This is a genomic window from Paracoccus sp. SY, from assembly GCF_002901215.1.
Taxonomy (GTDB): Bacteria; Pseudomonadota; Alphaproteobacteria; order Rhodobacterales; family Rhodobacteraceae; genus Paracoccus; species Paracoccus acridae.
In genome coordinates, this window is record NZ_NWMQ01000021.1 from 38,978 (window position 1) to 55,377 (window position 16,400).

At 65.6% G+C, this 16,400-nt stretch carries 11 protein-coding genes and 2 pseudogenes; 7 read left to right on the forward strand and 6 right to left on the reverse strand.

Translation table 11 applies throughout. The features are described 5' to 3' along the window. The first annotated feature begins 30 nt into the window (after positions 1-30). Together CK944_RS14765 and CK944_RS14770 are read left to right on the forward strand one after the other, a co-directional pair. On the forward strand, positions 31-1,044 hold the full coding sequence (locus CK944_RS14765) for a TRAP transporter substrate-binding protein (protein WP_103173833.1): 1,014 nt from the start codon (positions 31-33) through the stop codon (positions 1,042-1,044). A gap of 77 nt (positions 1,045-1,121) precedes the next feature. Beyond that, the gene (locus CK944_RS14770; RefSeq protein WP_239986082.1) at positions 1,122-2,045 is read left to right on the forward strand and encodes a DMT family transporter; all 924 of its coding nucleotides are present in this window, start codon (positions 1,122-1,124) and stop codon (positions 2,043-2,045) included. Positions 2,046-2,069: 24 nt separating this feature from the next. Here the strand turns inward: CK944_RS14770 and CK944_RS14775 are convergent, their stop codons facing one another. Continuing rightward, on the reverse strand, positions 2,070-3,176 hold the full coding sequence (locus tag CK944_RS14775) for a YihY/virulence factor BrkB family protein (protein WP_103173834.1): 1,107 nt from the start codon (positions 3,174-3,176) through the stop codon (positions 2,070-2,072). 232 nt (positions 3,177-3,408) lie between these two features. Here CK944_RS14775 and CK944_RS14780 point away from each other — a divergent pair, with 232 nt between their 5' ends. From CK944_RS14780 to CK944_RS14790, 3 genes are read left to right on the forward strand one after another with little or no spacing between them, the layout of a single operon-like run. Next, positions 3,409-4,332, forward strand: coding sequence for a hypothetical protein (locus tag CK944_RS14780; protein ID WP_103173835.1), 924 nt, complete (start codon positions 3,409-3,411; stop codon positions 4,330-4,332). Then, a complete protein-coding gene (locus tag CK944_RS14785) occupies positions 4,325-4,756 on the forward strand; it encodes a phage holin family protein (protein ID WP_103173836.1) in 432 nt (143 codons plus the stop codon). Before CK944_RS14780 ends, CK944_RS14785 begins: the two co-directional genes overlap by 8 nt. Beyond that, positions 4,746-5,768 carry a DUF3618 domain-containing protein gene (locus tag CK944_RS14790; protein WP_103173837.1) on the forward strand — a complete coding sequence of 341 codons (1,023 nt, stop codon included), beginning with the start codon at positions 4,746-4,748 and terminating at the stop codon, positions 5,766-5,768. The genes CK944_RS14785 and CK944_RS14790 overlap by 11 nt, the downstream gene beginning before the upstream one ends. A 403-nt stretch (positions 5,769-6,171) precedes the next feature. Here CK944_RS14790 and treS read toward each other — a convergent pair whose 3' ends face one another. The 5 genes and pseudogenes from treS to CK944_RS14815 form a co-directional block, all read right to left on the reverse strand. Continuing rightward, positions 6,172-8,241, reverse strand: a complete 2,070-nt coding sequence (gene treS / locus CK944_RS14795) for a maltose alpha-D-glucosyltransferase (protein WP_103173838.1) — start codon at positions 8,239-8,241, stop codon at positions 6,172-6,174. Between the two features lie 107 nt (positions 8,242-8,348). After that, positions 8,349-9,461: pseudogene (glgB, locus tag CK944_RS14800) on the reverse strand (1,4-alpha-glucan branching enzyme); the annotation flags it as partial. A 46-nt stretch (positions 9,462-9,507) separates the two neighbouring features. Beyond that, positions 9,508-10,734 (reverse strand): annotated as a pseudogene (locus CK944_RS14805) (alpha-amylase family glycosyl hydrolase); the annotation flags it as partial. Next, positions 10,731-12,254: a putative maltokinase gene (locus CK944_RS14810; RefSeq protein WP_103173839.1), complete on the reverse strand. Its 1,524-nt coding sequence runs from the start codon at positions 12,252-12,254 to the stop codon at positions 10,731-10,733. The gene CK944_RS14810 and the pseudogene CK944_RS14805, both read right to left, overlap by 4 nt. Then, positions 12,254-14,359 carry an alpha-1,4-glucan--maltose-1-phosphate maltosyltransferase gene (locus CK944_RS14815; protein WP_239986083.1) on the reverse strand — a complete coding sequence of 702 codons (2,106 nt, stop codon included), beginning with the start codon at positions 14,357-14,359 and terminating at the stop codon, positions 12,254-12,256. The genes CK944_RS14810 and CK944_RS14815 overlap by 1 nt, the downstream gene beginning before the upstream one ends. Positions 14,360-14,646: 287 nt before the next feature. Between CK944_RS14815 and CK944_RS14820 the strand changes: the two genes are divergently transcribed. After that, entirely contained in the window at positions 14,647-14,994 is a 348-nt protein-coding gene (locus CK944_RS14820) for a YqjD family protein (protein WP_158248014.1), read from the forward strand. Positions 14,995-15,173: 179 nt separating this feature from the next. Continuing rightward, a complete protein-coding gene (locus tag CK944_RS14825) occupies positions 15,174-16,163 on the forward strand; it encodes an alpha/beta fold hydrolase (RefSeq protein ID WP_103173841.1) in 990 nt (329 codons plus the stop codon). Positions 16,164-16,400: the final 237 nt, after the last annotated feature.

Consider the following 16,400-nt stretch of genomic DNA (forward strand, 5'->3'; position numbering starts at 1 on the left):
CAAGACCAAACGAAACGGGAGGAAAAAACCATGAAACACACCATCCTGACCGCCGCCCTTTGCGCGGCCACCGCACTGACCGCAGCCGGCCCGGCCCTGGCCCAGTTCCAGGAACGCACCTTCCGGGTGTCGAACGGCATCAACGAAGACCACCCGGTCAATACCGGGATGCAGGCGATGCAGGCCTGCCTGGACGAAAAGACCGGCGGCAAGATGAAGATGCAGGGCTTCTGGGGCGGCGCGCTTGGCGGCGACCTGCAGGCCACGCAGGCGCTGCGCAGCGGCCTGCAGGAAGCGGTCGTGACCTCGTCCTCGCCTCTGGTGGGGATGGTGCCGGCGCTTGGCGTCTTCGACCTGCCCTTCCTGTTCCGCACCCCGGAAGAAGCCTATGCCATCATGGACGGCGAATTCGGCGACATGCTGAACCAGAAGCTGGACGAGGTGGGCCTGGTCAACCTGGCCTATTGGGAAAACGGCTTCCGCAACATGTCGAACTCTCAGCGGCCCATTACCAAATGGGAAGACTTCGAGGGGATGAAGGTCCGCGTGATGCAGAACAACATCTTCCTGGACACCTTCTCGAACTTCGGGGCCAATGCCACGCCCATGTCCTTTGGCGAGGTCTTCTCGGCCCTGGAAACCAAGGCGATCGACGCGCAGGAAAACCCCTATGTGACCATCGACACCTCGAAGTTCTACGAGGTGCAGGAATACATCAGCGAGACGAAGCACGCCTATACGCCGTTCCTGTTCCTGTTCTCGAAGGCGATCTTCAACACCTATTCGCCGGAAGAACAGCAGGCGCTGCGCGTTTGCGCAATCGTCGGGCGCGATGTGGAACGCGAGGCGATCCAGAAGCTGAACCAGGATTCGCTGGCGAAGATGCAAGAGGCCGGCCTGAAGTTCAACACCATCTCGCCCGAGGATCAGGAGGAGATGCTGCAGAAATCGCAGGTCGTCTATGAAAAGCACAAGGACGCCATCGGCGCCGATGTCGTGGATCAGGTGCAAAAGGCCCTGGCGGACCTACGCGCGGGCAACTGATCCCGCGGCTTCAAGACAGCCCGCGCCGCCGGTGACGGCGGCGCGGCCATGACAAGAAACGGGCTTGGGCGGGATACATGATGTCAGGCAATCTGGCCGGCGCGCTGCTGATGCTTCTGGGCATGGCGGCCTTCGCGCTGAACGACACGATCGGCAAGTGGCTGGTGGCCGATTACGGCGTGGCGCAGGTGATCCTGCTGCGGTCGGTCGCGGCCTGCCTGCTGATGGCGCCCTTCTTCCTGCGCGGCAAGAGCATCGTGGCGCGGGTCAAGTCGGCCCCCCGTCCCGGCCTGCAGGCCCTGCGCGCGATCTGCGCCACGGCCGAGGTGTTCTGCTTCTACCTGTCCGTCTTCTACATGCCCCTGGTCGATGTGATGGCCTTCTGGATGGCCGCGCCGATCTATGTCGTGGCGGTATCCCCGCTTCTGCTGGGCGAAAGGGTGTCGGCCAAGACCTGGACCGCCGTCGCGGTGGGCTTTGCGGGCGTCCTGATCCTGCTGGCCCCGTCGCTGCAGGTGTCAGGGCTGGGCGTCCTGTTCGCCCTGCTGGGCACGGCGGCCTTTGCCGCGATGGTCATCCTGGGCCGGTCCCTGCGCGAAACCCCCGACCGCGACCTGGTGCTGTTCCAGCTTGCGGCGGCACTGGTGGCCGGGCTGTTGCTGGCGCCCTTCGACTGGCAGCCGGTCCGGTCCGCGGGCGACCTGGGCCTGCTGTTCCTGCTGGGGCTGGTCGCCACGGGGGCGCATATGCTGGTCACGCGGTCGCTGAAGCTGGCCGATGCGTCCGTGGTGGCGCCGCTGCAATATTCGCTGCTGGTCTGGGGCGCGCTGCTAGGCTTCATCGTGTTCGGCGATGTTCCGGCCACCGGCATGATCGCAGGGGCGGCCCTGATCGTGGGCTCCGGCCTGATCGTCCTGCGCCGCACCCAGCGCGAGGACGAGGCCGCCCGTTCCAGGGCGCCCGCCCCGGACCTAGCCCCGACACAGGACACCGCCGCCTGACAGACGCCCGGCACGCGGGCCTTGTCAGCGATTTCGCCGCAACATCTTCCAGGCCGCATTCCCCATCAGCACCATCGCCAAGGACAGGTCGGTCGTCGGCGAGGTCGCCGCGGCTCCGCTTCGGGCCCTCTGCCCACGGTTCTGTCCAGCCCGGCCCTGCCCGGACCGGCCCTGTTCGCCGGGCGGGGGCGTGTCGGCCTTGACCGCGTCGCGCTGGCCCATGGGCAGGGGTGCGCCGGTTGTGGTGTCCTTTTCCGTCTGTTGCTCGGTCTCGGCGTTCAGTTCGGCGCCGCCAAGGATCACGAAGGCCGACAGCCACAGCCAGGTCAGCAGCACGATCACGCCCCCAAGGGTGCCGTAGGTTTCGGTATAGCTGCCGAAATTCCGGACATAGATCGAAAAGCCGAGGGTGCCGACGATCCACAGCGTCGTCGCGACAACGGCCCCGATGCTGATCCACCGCCATTTCGGTTCCGCGCGCGAAGGTCCGAACCGATAGAGTGCCGCAAGTCCCAGCATCGCCAGCGCCGCCATCAGCGGCCAGCGCAGGACGTTGATCACCGTCTCGAGGATCGGCGGCAGGTTGCCCCAGGCAACCAGCGAAGGCAGAAGGATCATCAGCCCCAGCCCCGCCGCAGTCCCAAGGATCGCGCCGATCGTGATCGCCAGGGCCGTCAGGTAAAGCTTGATGGTGCCGCGCGTTTCTTCCTCGTCATAGGCGATGTTCAGCCCCTCGATCAGGGTCATCACCCCCTTCATGGCGCCGTAAAGGGCCACGGCCACCCCGAACAACGCGACCAGCCCTGTCCCCGTCTCGCTGCCGGTCGTGACTTTCGCAACCTGGTCCTGCAGGATCCCGGCGGCTTCCTCGGGCAACATCGCCACCACGGTGTCCAGCTGGCCCGCAATGTCCGCCGGGTCAAGGACCAGCCCTGCGATGGAAACCAGGGCCGCGATGGCGGGAAAGATGGACAGCAGCGCATAAAAGGCGACCCCCGCCGCCACGACCGAGATGTGATCCTGGGAAATCTCGTCCTTGACCCGCCACAGGATCTGCTTCCACCCGGCGGCCGGGATGCGGGCCGGCGTTTCCGCGCTTCTGCCGGGATTGTTGCGATCCTGTCGTGACATGGCCTGTTCCTTCAGTACCGGTGCAGCGGGGCGAAGCGGGCGCATCTGCAAACCTTCGGGGAAAGCGCATTGCGTCGCTGCGGTGGAACGCCTGGAAAGCCGCCGTTGGTTCCACGGACCGTCTTGCCAAGCCGTCGTGGAACATTCGGCAAATTGTGTCGTTGTGACCCCTATGACAAGGTTCGGGCGCCGCATCCTCGGCCCCGACGTTTCAGACATCGGGAGGCTTCCCATGAATTCAGACGATCACCACGCTTCGGCAGGACAGAACCAGTCCACCTTGGGCAATCTCAAGGAGCAGGCGGGCGAAAAGGTCAGCCAGGCTGCCGATACCCTGAAGGATGAAGTTGCGCGGCGCGAAAAAGGCCTTCGAAGCGGCCTGTCCAGGCAGGCGGACCAGTTGGCCTCGGCCCTGCGATCCGCCAGGTCCGAAGTCGATCCGGATTCCAGCATCGGCCGGATGTTCGACTATGCCGCCGACAGCGTCGGCAGCCTTGCGCAAAGCATGAACTCGACGGACACGAGCGACATCGTGCATGGCGTCCGCGACTTTGCCCGCGAACGTCCCGGCGCATTCCTCGGCATCTGCGCCTTGGGCGGCTTTGCGGCCGCACGCTTCCTGTTGGCCAGCGCACCCGATGGCCACCGGACCGGCAGCGGCGGCCACAGCGGGTCCGGCTATCCGGGCAGTTCGTCAGGTTCCAGCTATCCTGGCAGTTCGTCGCGGTCCCACGGAACGATGGGAGAGTCGGGCAGCCAGGCGCGTGCCATGACCGGCAGCATGTCGGGGGCCGGACAGACCCGGACCGGTGCAGGGCAAGCCGGCATGAGCGACAGCGGCACCGGGCGGTCCGGCACCGGCACCGGATATGGAACATCCGGCACGGCCGCCGGCGGAGGCACCTCTGGCTTCGGAACAACCTCTGCAGGCACGGGTGGCACCGGGTCCGGCACCATGTCCCCAAGCAGCAGCACCGGAAGCATGTCGCCTGCGATGGGAACATCCGGGGGCGCGATCGGCGGCAGTGGCGCGGGCAGCGAGGTTGGCGGTGACCTGTCGTCGCAGTCTGCCGGCACGGGCGGCACTTCTGGCACCCAGGGGCAGTCCTCTCGCGATGCGTCCGCCACTGATCGGAATGGAGGTCGGGATGTCTGACTATTCGAACAACGCCGGGCGCATCGACGATCCGGCCAGGCCGCAGAACCCCGCGTCCCTGGCTTCCGAGGCGATCCGCCTGTCGGGCGACCTTGTCCGCAAGGAGGTCGCCCTTGCCAAGGCCGAACTCAGCCAGAACATCCAGCGGGTGGCGGTCGCGCTGGGCTTTGTCGCCGCCGCGGCCGTCATCGCCATCGTGACCATCAACGTGCTGGTGGCCGCCTTGGTCGCAGCGCTTGCCGAAACCGAGCTTGGCCCGATCTGGAGCGCGGTCATCGTGGGCGTCGTGCTGGCGGTGCTGGCCTATGTCCTGCTGCGCAAGGGCATGAACGACCTGAAGCCCGAAGCACTGATGCCGTCGCGCACCGTCCAGAACGTGCAGCGCGACGCCCAAGCCATCAAGGGGGCCTACAATGACAAATGAGACAGACAATCCCGAACGCCTCGAGCGTGAGATCGAGCAGGACCGGAATGCGCTGCGCCGCACCCTGGACGACCTGCAGGACGAACTGTCGCTGGACGGCTTTGCGCGCCGCCTGACCGACAAGTTCCGCGAAAACGGATCCGAATGGGCCAATACCGCCAGCCATGCGGCGCGGTCGAACCCGGTGGCGCTTGCGCTGACGGGGGTGGGGCTGGCCTGGCTGATCTTCGGGCGCGGCTATGATCCCACGCACCGGGCCACGGATTACCGTTCCATTCGCCGCAGCAGGGATTGGGACAGGACGTCAGATCCATATCATGTCAGTCGCACCGGCACCGATGCTGACGGCACTGGCAATATCGGTATCCAACCGGTGCCTTCTTCCGGACGCGGTGGATGGAATTCGACCGGAACCTCGCACGGCTCGGACTCAGGCTCGGGGGTTAGTTCCAAACTGGGCGGCATGACCGACACGCTGCGCCAGAAGGCCCATGACTGGAAGGACCGCATCAGCGAAGGCACCAGCAGCCTGCATCACCGGCTGAACGAAGGCACCGAAGGCCTTGGCGAAGAAGCCCGGCGCCGGGTTTATGACGCCCGCCGTCGCGCCGTCGAGGCGCGCGACAGCGCAGCGCGCCGCCTTCGCGAAAGCAGCCGCACGGTGTCCAGGGGCTATGACAGCGAACCCCTGGTCTTCGGCGCTGCGGCCGCAGCCATCGGTGCAGGCCTTGCCTGCCTGTTGCCCCGGACCCGGCAAGAGGACGAGATGCTTGGCAGCTACAGCGATCAGCTGTTCCATGAGGCCGAAAGCATCTTCGAGGAAGAAAAGGCCAAGGTCCAGAATGCCGTGTCCGCAGGCCTCGAGGAGGCAAAAACGGCTGCGGCCCAGGTGACTGCGGCGGCGAAGAAGGAACTGACCGACGGTAACGATGATGGTGCCCGCCAAGGTTCCGATGCCGACGCCACCTCCAGGCCCGGCAGCCCATCCGAACGCCTCGGCTCCGGGTCCTGATACAGGGTCGGGGCTTGCGCCAGGCCGACGTTGATTGCGCCGCGACCAAGGCGCAATCAACCGGCGCAAGTAGCCGCCTTTGGCCTGGCATCGGATTGCCGGCCAGTTTCCGCTTCCGAAGGAACAGCCTGCGGCGGCCTGCACTTGCGGGCCGCTGTTGCCAGCCTGCGGCCCTTTCCGGCTGCAACGCCATGAACCGGGATCCGTCCATGCAGTCGTGGCAATCGGTCCCCTGCCCGGGCAGGCAAGGACCGGCCATGTTTCCGTGAACCTCAGCCCTGCGCGACTGCCTTCTATACCGGGCGGTGTAGGCTGGTCGTGCGGCAAGCAGACCAGCCGCGCGGCTGCCGTGGTCCGCGCGACAGGGGCAGGCATCCCAGGACAACCTTCGCGGCGGTCTGCGCTAGAGCGACGGCAAGGTACTGACGATGCGCAGCGAAAGCCCCTCATAGGGGCTGAGCTTGATCGTAAGGGCACCGTCTTCGTGCAGATCCCCCACGATCGTCTCGGCGACCATGTCGACCACAGGGCCGGGCTGGACCTCGGTCAGCAGGACAACCTCCTCCAGGGCCTCACCGCTGAAATTCAAGGCGGTGACCTGTGTTCCCCGCCCGTTGGGCAGGACATGGACCATGACCAGAAGACCTGGCGCGGACACGTCGGGAATATGGGTCTGATGACTGGCGGCAAGGCCATAGGATTCCCGGACAGCAAGAAGCCGCTTCAATTGCGACGCGAAGGAATCCGGCTGTTCCAGTTGTTCGCAGATCGAACCGTACAGGGAACGGGCCCGGGGTATGCCATCCGGTGAAAACTCCTGGTCCGGCGCCTGTCCGGTAAGGTCGTATGCGCCGCGCTCGATCCAGCGCGTGTCGCCGTCCGACATCAGGTCCTGCACTTGCGCGGGCTCCAGGGGCAGCGCACCGACCAGATCCCAGCCCGACAAGGCGAATACCCCCGGCTGGAAGGCATTGTACATGACAAGCAGCAGGTGAACCTTCTTGATGCGCTCGATATCTTCGTCGCCGATCTCGTCCAGATCGGAAATGCCAAGGGCGGCGGTGATCACGCTGGCCGTCGTGCAGGCAATTCCGTTCGTCACGAAGGGCAGGTTGTAGGGGGCGTTCGTTCCGGTCAGCCTTTCCCGGATCTCGTCGCGCAGATGCATCCGCAACGTCCGCCCCTGCCAGGTCTGGCCGGCGAATGTATAGATGTCGTCGGCATGCAGCGTCCAGAAATGGACCAGTTCCGTGGTCAGTTCGTCGTGGTTCTGCAGGGCATGGATCAGGGATGCCGGGTCGATCCCGAAATCATGCACCATCCGAAGCATCATGCGCAGGAATTCTGTATCCCCGGTCAGAATGGCGTGGTGATAGGCAGGCCTGGTGATGAAGTCATAGGACAGATCGGCCCCGCCCTTCGACATCGTGGCGATGTCGTCCACGGTCAGGTTCAGTTCCTGGAAGGAAAAGCCCCCGGCCTTGCGGATCATGCCGGCCAGCAGCGCGTTTCCGGTGACCGACAGGGGATGGCCTTCCGACCAGGCCGGACCTTCGGTCCGACGCTCGACCCCCAGGAAGCCGTTCGCATCAAGCCGCAGCCCCCGTGCCCCCATCTGGTCGATGGAATGCAGGGCGTCGCCGATGATCATCTGCTGCGCCGCAAAGGACGGGTCCAGCCAGTTCAGGCTGGGTTGGCCTTCCTTGAAATAATGCAGGTAAACCCAGCGGCGAACCTTTCCGTCCACGCCGGTGACGGGTCCGGTCACGCTCCAGTCGGTTTCCTTGACGCCCGGCTCGAAGAAGATGACCCGCTGCAACTGCCCGACGATCAAGCCGCGTTCCTTGAGGTGATCGACGATCGCGGGCGACAGGTTGACGGCGTCGCGCCCTTCGGGAACGTCGGGAAGAACGGGCCATTCCTCCTCGGGAACCTCGACCATGTGGTAGAGGCCGGGATAGCCGGAATGGTTCATTTCAGCCAGTCGGAAATCGGGACCCTTGCCGGTATGGGCGGGGATCACGTCGTCGATCACGACCGCATTATGGGCGGCCGCGATGCGGCTGATCGCCTGGAATTCCTCGGTTGCGCCGAAGGCGGGGTCCGTTGCGAAGCCGGTCCGGTCGAAATTCCCGTCGATCGTCGGCGTGTATCGTCCGTCCTTGTAGCCCCCCGCCTGCTTGGTGGGTCCGGTATGGATCGCCCGGACCCCCATCGAGGCCAGCGCCGACCACAGACGGGGATCGCCAAGCGTGCCAAGGACGGATTCGCCGGGGCGCGTGATGACCGACGGCGGATAGGCGGTGAACCACACGGGGGCGATGGCCGAAGCGGCGCGCGGCCGGGAATCGGCATAGGGATTTTGCCACATCCGCCCCTTCCCGCCATAGTTTTCGGCCAGGCGACGTGCTTGATGAAGCATCGACAAGGAGACCAGCTTGTCGATCGTATCGCTGTCCGGCGCTGTGGTCATAGAAGGCAATCCCATCTTCACGTTCTTCGAAACAACAGCAGAGCCTGGAGGGAGTTCCTCGGCAATGCCGTGCGTCCCGGGGCCCGGCCCGCGCGGAACGAACCCGGTCACTCGGGCGCCAGGACGATCGTCGCCAGCGGCGGAAGCGTCAGGGCGACCGAGGCCTTGCGCCCGTGCCATGCGATATCCTCTGACCGAAGCGAACCCCCATTGCCGACGCCCGATCCGCCGTAATCGGCATCGTCGGTGTTGAGGATCTCGCGCCAGTCGCCGGGCTGCGGCAGGCCGATGCGGTAATCGTGATGCACCTGCGGCGTCAGGTTGCACAGGACCACCACCGGGGGGGCACCGTCGTCGGATTTCCGCATGAAGACCAGCACGCTTTGATCCGCATCGCTGGCGTCGATCCATTCGAAGCCTTCGGGATCGCAGTCCAGCCTGTGCAGCGCAGGCAGGTCGCGGTACAGGTGGTTCAGGTCCCTGACCAGCCGCTGCATCCCCGCGTGCAGCGGATCGTCCAGCAGGTGCCAGTCCAGCGACTGGTCGTGGTTCCATTCGCGGTCCTGCGCGAATTCGCCGCCCATGAACAGCAGCTTCTTACCCGGATGGGTCCACATGAAGCCGAAATAGGCGCGCAGGTTCGCGAATTTCTGCCAGCGGTCCCCCGCCATCTGCCGGATCAGCGAGCCCTTGCCGTGGACCACCTCGTCATGGCTCAGCGGCAGGACGAAATCCTCGGACCAGGCATAGACCATTCCGAAGGTCAGGTCGTTCTGGTGGTGGCGGCGGTGGATCGGATCGCGCCGGAAATAGCCCAGCGTGTCGTGCATCCAGCCCATGTTCCACTTGAACCCGAAGCCCAGGCCGCCGTCGCTGACGGGGCGGCTGACCTTGGGAAAGGCGGTGGATTCCTCGGCGATGGTGATGGCGCCGGGGTAATCGGCGCAGACGCGTTCGTTCACGCCGCGCAGGAAGTCGATGGCCTCCAGGTTCTCGTTCCCGCCGAACTGGTTGGGGATCCACTGGCCCGGCTGACGCGAATAATCCAGATACAGCATCGAGGCCACGGCATCCACGCGCAGCGCGTCGATGTGGAACTTGTCCAGCCAGTACAGCGCGCTGGCTTGCAGGAAGTTCGCCACCTCGCGCCGGCCGAAGTTGTAGATCAGCGTGTTCCAGTCCTGGTGAAATCCCTGCCGCGGATCGGCATGTTCGTAAAGCGCGGTGNTTCCCGCCGAACTGGTTGGGGATCCACTGGCCCGGCTGACGCGAATAATCCAGATACAGCATCGAGGCCACGGCATCCACGCGCAGCGCGTCGATGTGGAACTTGTCCAGCCAGTACAGCGCGCTGGCTTGCAGGAAGTTCGCCACCTCGCGCCGGCCGAAGTTGTAGATCAGCGTGTTCCAGTCCTGGTGAAATCCCTGCCGCGGATCGGCATGTTCGTAAAGCGCGGTGCCGTCGAAGCGGCCAAGCCCGTGCGCGTCGGAGGGGAAATGCGCGGGAACCCAGTCGATGATGACGCCGATGCCTGCCGCGTGCAGCCGGTCCACCAGCCGCGCGAAAGCCTCGGGCGAGCCGTAGCGGCTGGTGGGCGCGAACAACCCAATGGGCTGGTATCCCCAGGATCCGGTGAAGGGATGTTCCGACACCGGCAGGAATTCCACATGGGTGAAGCCCATTTCGGTGACATAGGGAACCAGCAGATCGGCGATGGCGTCATAATCGAGGATCTCGTTCTCGCCGCCGCGCCGCCAGGATCCCAGGTGGACCTCGTAGATCGAGATCGGGGCGGTGCGGTCCTGCCGCGCGGCCCTGTCCGCCATCCAGTCCTTGTCGTGCCAGGAATAATCCGGCAGGCCGCTGATGATCGAGGCCGTGCCGGGCGATTGTTCATGCAGGAAGCCCACCGGGTCGGCCTTCAGCGGCATCCGTTCGCCATGGGCGCTGATGATCTCGTATTTGTACAGTTCGCCCACCGACAGGCCGGGGATGAACAGTTCCCACAGGCCCGGTCCCAAGCGCCTGCGCATGGGATGGCGGCGGCCGTCCCAGGCGTTGAAATCGCCCACCACGCTGACCCGCCGCGCATTGGGCGCCCAGACGGCAAATGCCACGCCGTCCACGCCCCCGTGGGTGATCGGATGCGCGCCCAGCTTTTCGTAAAGCTGGCGGTGCCGCCCTTCGGCGATCAGGTATTCGTCCATCTCGCCCAGGACCAGGCCGAAGCGATAAGGGTCCTCGACCACCCAGCTATGGTCGCCGGATGTCATCTCAAGCTGATAGCGGTCGCCGTCGAAGGGCCCGGCAAAGAAGCCCTCGGGGTGGACGCGTTCCAGCGGCGTGCGCTTGCCGTCGGCCAGGACCGCAACCTCGGCCGCCTGCGGGGCGAAGACCCGCACCTCGCCGTCATGGGGTCCGAGGATCGCGAACGGGTTGGGATGGCTGCCGCGCAGAATGGCTTCGATTTCCGATGCGGAAGCCTTGGTCATTGGTCTTTTCCTTCCAGCAGGTCGAGGATTCCCTTCAGCGGGATGCCGATCCAGGCGGGCCTGTTGCTCAACTCGTAGCCCGCCTCGTAGATCGCCTTGTGCAGCAGAAAGAAGTCCAGCAGCGTTTCGCGCGATCCCTCGTCGGACGGCAGGTTGGCCGCGCCTTCCGAATGCAGGCGGTAGGCATCCAGGAAGTCGCGGATGACCGACTGCCGCCATGTCTCGATCCGGTCCAGCCCAGCTTTGTCGCCGTCGTGCCGCGCGATCACGGTCATCGCGGCATAGTCGAAGGACCGCAGCATCCCCGCCACGTCGCGCAGCGGAGAGGATTTCTCGCGCCGTTCGGCAAGGGTGCGGGCAGGCTCGCCCTCGAAGTCGATGATGACGACGTCGTCCTGGGCCAGCAGAACCTGCCCCAGGTGGTAATCGCCATGGATGCGCGACAGCTTGCAGCCGGGCGCAAGATCGGCCACCGCCCGCAGCCGGGACAGCAACGCTTCGCGTTGTGCCAGCAGGGACTGCGCCAAGGGGGCGGCATCCTCGGGCAGGCGGGCCTGTTCCAGGCGCGCGATCAATGCTTCGGCCTCGGCCACGGCATCGCCTGCCCATGTGCCAAGCTGGTCCGGCGTCAGATCCTCGGTCGCGAAGGCCGGATCGTCGGTGGTTGCCGCCAAGGCCTTGTGCAGTTCCGCCGTGCGCTGTCCCAGGATCGACCCCAGGTTGAGAGGGAAGCCGAATGCGTCCGCCGTGGACTGCCCCGCGCCGGCCGAAGCACGGGCTTCCTGTTCCAGCGCATCGACGATGCCGGCCCAGGCATCGCCCTGGTTCGCGACAAAGGCAAAGGCCGCGGCAAGGGTCGTCGATCCATGCGCGACCTGGCCCAGGAAGCGGGGCGTATGGCCGAAGCCCGCGACCTCGGTCAGGAACTTCGCGACTTCCACGTCCGGCTGCTCGCCCTCGCGGATGCGGCGGTAAAGCTTCAGGATGATCTTGTCGCCGAAGGCGATGGACAGGTTCGACTGTTCCGCGCCAAGCTGCCGGAGATTGCCCGGATCCCCGATCCGGCGCAGGGCATCCGTTCCCTCGAACCGCAGGGATCCGTCCCGGCGGTTTTCCTTCAGCCCGTCCAGCAGCAGTTGCGGCAGACGCTCGTCAAAGGCGCCGTCGATCAGGGTGCCTGCCCGGCCGGCATGGCGGATCCCGGCCAGCGCATGAGACGGCTTGGGCGCACCGGAACGCTCATCCCCCCAGCGGACCGAGATCGGCAGCAGATAGCTTTGATCCTCGTCGCCGACCGTCACATCGACAGAAACCAGTTGATGCTCGCCCTGGGCCAGGTCGCCCAATGGCGCCATGGCGACCGCACCGATGGCCTTGTCCTTGCCCGCGAACCAGCGTTGCAGCGGCAGCCATTTCGGCAGGATCTCGGTCTTGAACTGTGTCCCCGCGCGCCCCTCAAGGGCCGTCGCCACCCGTCCGTCCGGCGCGTCCAGGACCATGAACTCTGTCAGATCGTTCATCAGCGGGGAACTCCGGGGGCGAAAAGCTGCCAGATGGCATAGGGACGGCTGTGCGGCTCAAGCTCCAGCCACTGGTTCTTGCCGTGCCAGGTGAAGCTATTGCCGTGGATCAGGTCGCGCACCTCGACGGATGCCTCGTCAGGCAGGCCGAATTCCCACAAGGGAACCTCGAATTCGAAGACCTGGGTGTTGTGGGGATCCAGGTTGACGTGGATCAGCACGAAGTCGTTGCCGGTCTGCTTGCCATAGGACAGCACCTTGTCGCTGGAGGCGTTGTAGAACTTCACGTTGGTGAAGTCCTGCAGCGCGGGATGGCTTCGGCGCAGCCGGTTCATCAGGCGGATGTCGTCCTGGATGTTGCCGGGCTGGTTCATGTCCCAGGCGCGAATCTCGTATTTCTCGGAGTTGAGGTATTCCTCCTTGCCCGGCACCGCCGCCGCCTCGCAGATCTCGAAGCCGTTATAGACGCCGTAATTGCCGCCAAGGGTCGCGGCCAGCACCAGCCGGGTGCGGAAACCGGGCCTGCCGCTGGATTGCAGGAAGCGCGGGTTGATGTCGGGCGTGTTCACGAAGAAATTGGGCCGCATGTATTCGCGGCATTCCTCCTGCGTCAGTTCGGTCAGGTATTCGATGATCTCCTGCTTCTCGTTGCGCCAGGTGAAATAGGAATAGGACTGCGAATAGCCGAGCTTGGCCAGCCGCTTCATCACCTTGGGCCGGGTAAAGGCTTCGGCCAGGAAGATCACGCCGGGGTCCTTGCGGCGCACCTCCTCGATCAGCCATTCCCAGAAGGGGAAGGGCTTGGTGTGGGGGTTGTCCACGCGGAAGATCCGCACGCCCTGGTCCACCCAGAACAGCACCACGTCGCGCAGCGCATACCACAGGTCGGGCAGCGCGCCGCGATAGAAGTGGACGTTGACAATGTCCTCGTATTTCTTGGGCGGGTTCTCGGCGAACTTGATGGTGCCGTCGGGGCGCCAGTCGAACCATTCGGGATGTTCGCGGATCCAGGGATGGTCGGGCGAACACTGGATGGCGAAATCCAGCGCGATTTCAAGTCCGTGGTCCTTCGCGGCCGCGATCAGGCGACGGAAATCCTCGAAGCTGCCCAGTTCGGGATGGATGGCGTCGTGCCCGCCCGCCTCGCTGCCGATGGCATAGGGGCTGCCGGGCTCGCCTTCCTGGGCGGTCAGGCTGTTGTTGCGGCCCTTGCGGTTGGTCTTGCCGATGGGGTGGATGGGCGGGAAATACAGCACGTCGAAGCCCAGGTCGCGCACATAGGGCAGCCGCGCGATCACGTCGTCGAAGGTGCCGTGGCGGTTCACGTCGCCCGACTGGGACCGGGGCATGATCTCGTACCAGGCGCTGAAGGCGGCGGCCCGGCGGTCGGCGAAGACGGTCAGGGTCTTGTATTCGGTCAGATTGGTGCGCGGCCCGACCTGCTGCATCAGGGCCAGGACCGAGGGATCGCCCATCCGGGCGAAGCGCGCCGCATCCACCGCTGCGTCATCGCCCGTCGCCTCGGCATAGGCCGCATCCGCCGCCAGCAGCCCCACCAGCGTCGCCCGCGCCTCGCCGCCGGCGCCCTCATCGACCGCGGACTGGACCAGCCTGCGGCCTTCCTCAAGCTCAAGCCCGATCCGCTGGCCTGCTGCCAGCTTCTTGGTCACCTCCTTGTGCCAGGTGGTGAACAGGTCGCGCCAGGCGAGGATGGTGCAGTCGAAAAAGCCGTTTTCGGGAAAGGTGACGGTCCCGGCCCAGCGGTCGTTTTCAAGGAAGGCCATGCGGGCCTCCTGCGCGCCGCCATCATCGCCCGCGCGATGCCAGCGGATCGCCGCGGCGATGGAATCGTGACCGTCCGAGAAGATGTCGGCCTCGATGACCGTGGGCTGGCCCGCGACGGCCTTGGCAGGAAAGCGGCCACCGTCGATCTCGATCGACACCCCTTCGATGGCGATGCGCTGCGCGGCAAGCGCCCGCAGCCTCGTGTCCGACCCTGCCTCGGGGACCGGCTGCGGCCTTGTGCCTGCAGCATCCTGGGCTGCGTCCTGCCTTGTTTCATTCGTCCGGTTCTTGCCCAGCATGATCGCTTCCCCAACAGCCATGTGCGAGGAAAACCGGCTTTGCGCGGCAAAGGTTCCTGCCCGATCACGCCCCAGTGATCGCCGACCCGCCTGCAGGTGGTTCGGCATGTCCAAACGGGCAGGACCTGCCTTTTCGCTGACCATCCTGTCCGCAGAAGGCCATTGCAGGTTCAGTCGGCGGCTGGCCTGACCGGATCTCGGACGGCCAGTGCCCTCCTATTCCGACCTTGCGCGACCGCATCATGGAACGAGTGGCGGCGTGTCTTGTTGTTCCTGTTGCAAGAACACACTGCAGAAAGAACCTGAGAATGGCACAGAACCAGACTGCTGAACACGAACAAGGCCTTGGGACGACTGCAACCGGGGTCCTCGACGATCTCAAGTCCGGGGCTTCCCATCTGGCCGAGCGTGCTGCCACGACCGTGAACGATACCCTGGATACGGGACGCGAATATGCCGGCCGCATCCGAGAGGCGGGACAGAACCTTGCCGAGGGTGTCTACCAGACCGGGCACCGGCGGGCCGAGGAAGCCGCCTTCTATGCGGAACTGGGCTATGAGGAAGTCCGCGACTGGGCGCGCAGCCATCCGTCCCAGGCCTTGGGCATCGCGGCGGGAATCGGCCTGCTGCTGGGGATCCTGGTCGCGCGCCGCTGAGGGCTGCCTGTGCCGGCAGCGGCAATCCTGCGGCCAGGAATGCCGGGACGCGCAGGATGGGGCCTGACGATCTCCTCCGCAGTCGCTCGGGGCCTCGGGGCATCCCTGATGTCCTGACGGCTTTCGCGGGCGGCCTTTCCTGGACCCGTACGGGTTCTTCCTCAACCAGCACGGATCGCATGGCAGGACATTCCTTCAAGGCCCTTGCACAGGTCAGGCGACCCGGTTTCGGACGGACAGCGCGAAGGCGGCGGCTGGGACTTGCCGTCGCGGGCGTCCTGGCGGCCACGGCCGTGGTCAACCACCAGCTTGCCAAGCGGGCCGAGAAGCGCAACCCTCCGGCCGGGCGCTTCATTGAGGTGGACGGGGTTCGCCTTCACTGCCTTGAGCGCGGCGAGGGACCGCCGCTGGTCCTGCTGCACGGCAACGGCAGCATGATCCAGGACTTCCTGTCCAGCGGGCTTGTCGACCTGGCGGCCCGGCAGCACCGCGTCATCGTCTTCGACCGCCCCGGCTATGGGCACAGCCCGCGGCCGCGCGGTCGGGTGTGTAGCCCGCAGGCCCAGGCCGACCTGTTCCGGGCAGCGCTTGACCGGCTTGGCGTGGCGCAGGCCGTGATCCTGGGACATTCCTGGGGCGCATCGGTGGCCCTGGCGATGGCGCTGAACCATCCGCAGATGGTGCGGGGGCTGGTGCTGGCGTCCGGCTACTATTTCCCGACCAACAGGATCGACATGGCGCTTCTCTCCGGCCCGGCCGTGCCGCTGCTGGGTGACGTGGCGCGCCATACCATCGCACCCCTTGCCAGCAGGCTGATCTGGCCGCTTCTCATGCGCAAGATCTTCGGCCCCGCGCCCGTCCCTGACAAGTTCGGGGCCTTCCCCGAGGAAATGGCCGTGCGCCCGTTGCAGATCCGGGCCGAAGCCGCCGAGTCCGCCCTTCTGATCCCGTCTGCCGCCGCGATGTGCAAGGGCTATGCGGGGCTGACGATGCCGGTCGCCATCGTTGTGGGTGCCGAAGATCGCCTGATCGATCCTGCCGCGCAGTCGCACCGGCTTCATCAGACGATTGCCCAAAGCAGTCTCCACATCGTTCCGGGCTGCGGCCACATGGTTCACCAGACCAGCCCGGAAGCCGTGATGGCAGCGATCAACGCGGTCAGCGCCTGAGGCCGTCGGGCCGGTTCATCGACGAAAGCCCTTCCTGGCCGCACAAGCCCATCCGACCAGGGCGAAACCCCGGCTGCTGGGAACAGGCTGACGGCCTGCTGCGCCGCCCCCCCATCCATGACGTGATCCTTGGCCGCCGTGCCTTGCGGTGCATCCGCACCGTTCTTATCGCAGCACCCGCTGCAATGCTGCGATCAAGCGTGCCTCGGTGACGGGCTTGCGGACATTCTCGACCCC

Coding starts and splice junctions, on each gene's coding strand:
- CK944_RS14825 (WP_103173841.1), top strand. CDS start 15,174: ATGGCAGGACATTCCTTCAAGGCCCTTGCACAGGTCAGGCGACCCGGT.
- treS (WP_103173838.1), bottom strand. CDS start 8,241: ATGACCACAGCGCCGGACAGCGATACGATCGACAAGCTGGTCTCCTTG.
- CK944_RS14770 (WP_239986082.1), top strand. CDS start 1,122: ATGATGTCAGGCAATCTGGCCGGCGCGCTGCTGATGCTTCTGGGCATG.
- CK944_RS14780 (WP_103173835.1), top strand. CDS start 3,409: ATGAATTCAGACGATCACCACGCTTCGGCAGGACAGAACCAGTCCACC.
- CK944_RS14815 (WP_239986083.1), bottom strand. CDS start 14,359: ATGGCTGTTGGGGAAGCGATCATGCTGGGCAAGAACCGGACGAATGAA.
- CK944_RS14785 (WP_103173836.1), top strand. CDS start 4,325: ATGTCTGACTATTCGAACAACGCCGGGCGCATCGACGATCCGGCCAGG.
- CK944_RS14775 (WP_103173834.1), bottom strand. CDS start 3,176: ATGTCACGACAGGATCGCAACAATCCCGGCAGAAGCGCGGAAACGCCG.
- CK944_RS14765 (WP_103173833.1), top strand. CDS start 31: ATGAAACACACCATCCTGACCGCCGCCCTTTGCGCGGCCACCGCACTG.
- CK944_RS14810 (WP_103173839.1), bottom strand. CDS start 12,254: ATGAACGATCTGACAGAGTTCATGGTCCTGGACGCGCCGGACGGACGG.
- CK944_RS14790 (WP_103173837.1), top strand. CDS start 4,746: ATGACAAATGAGACAGACAATCCCGAACGCCTCGAGCGTGAGATCGAG.
- CK944_RS14820 (WP_158248014.1), top strand. CDS start 14,647: ATGGCACAGAACCAGACTGCTGAACACGAACAAGGCCTTGGGACGACT.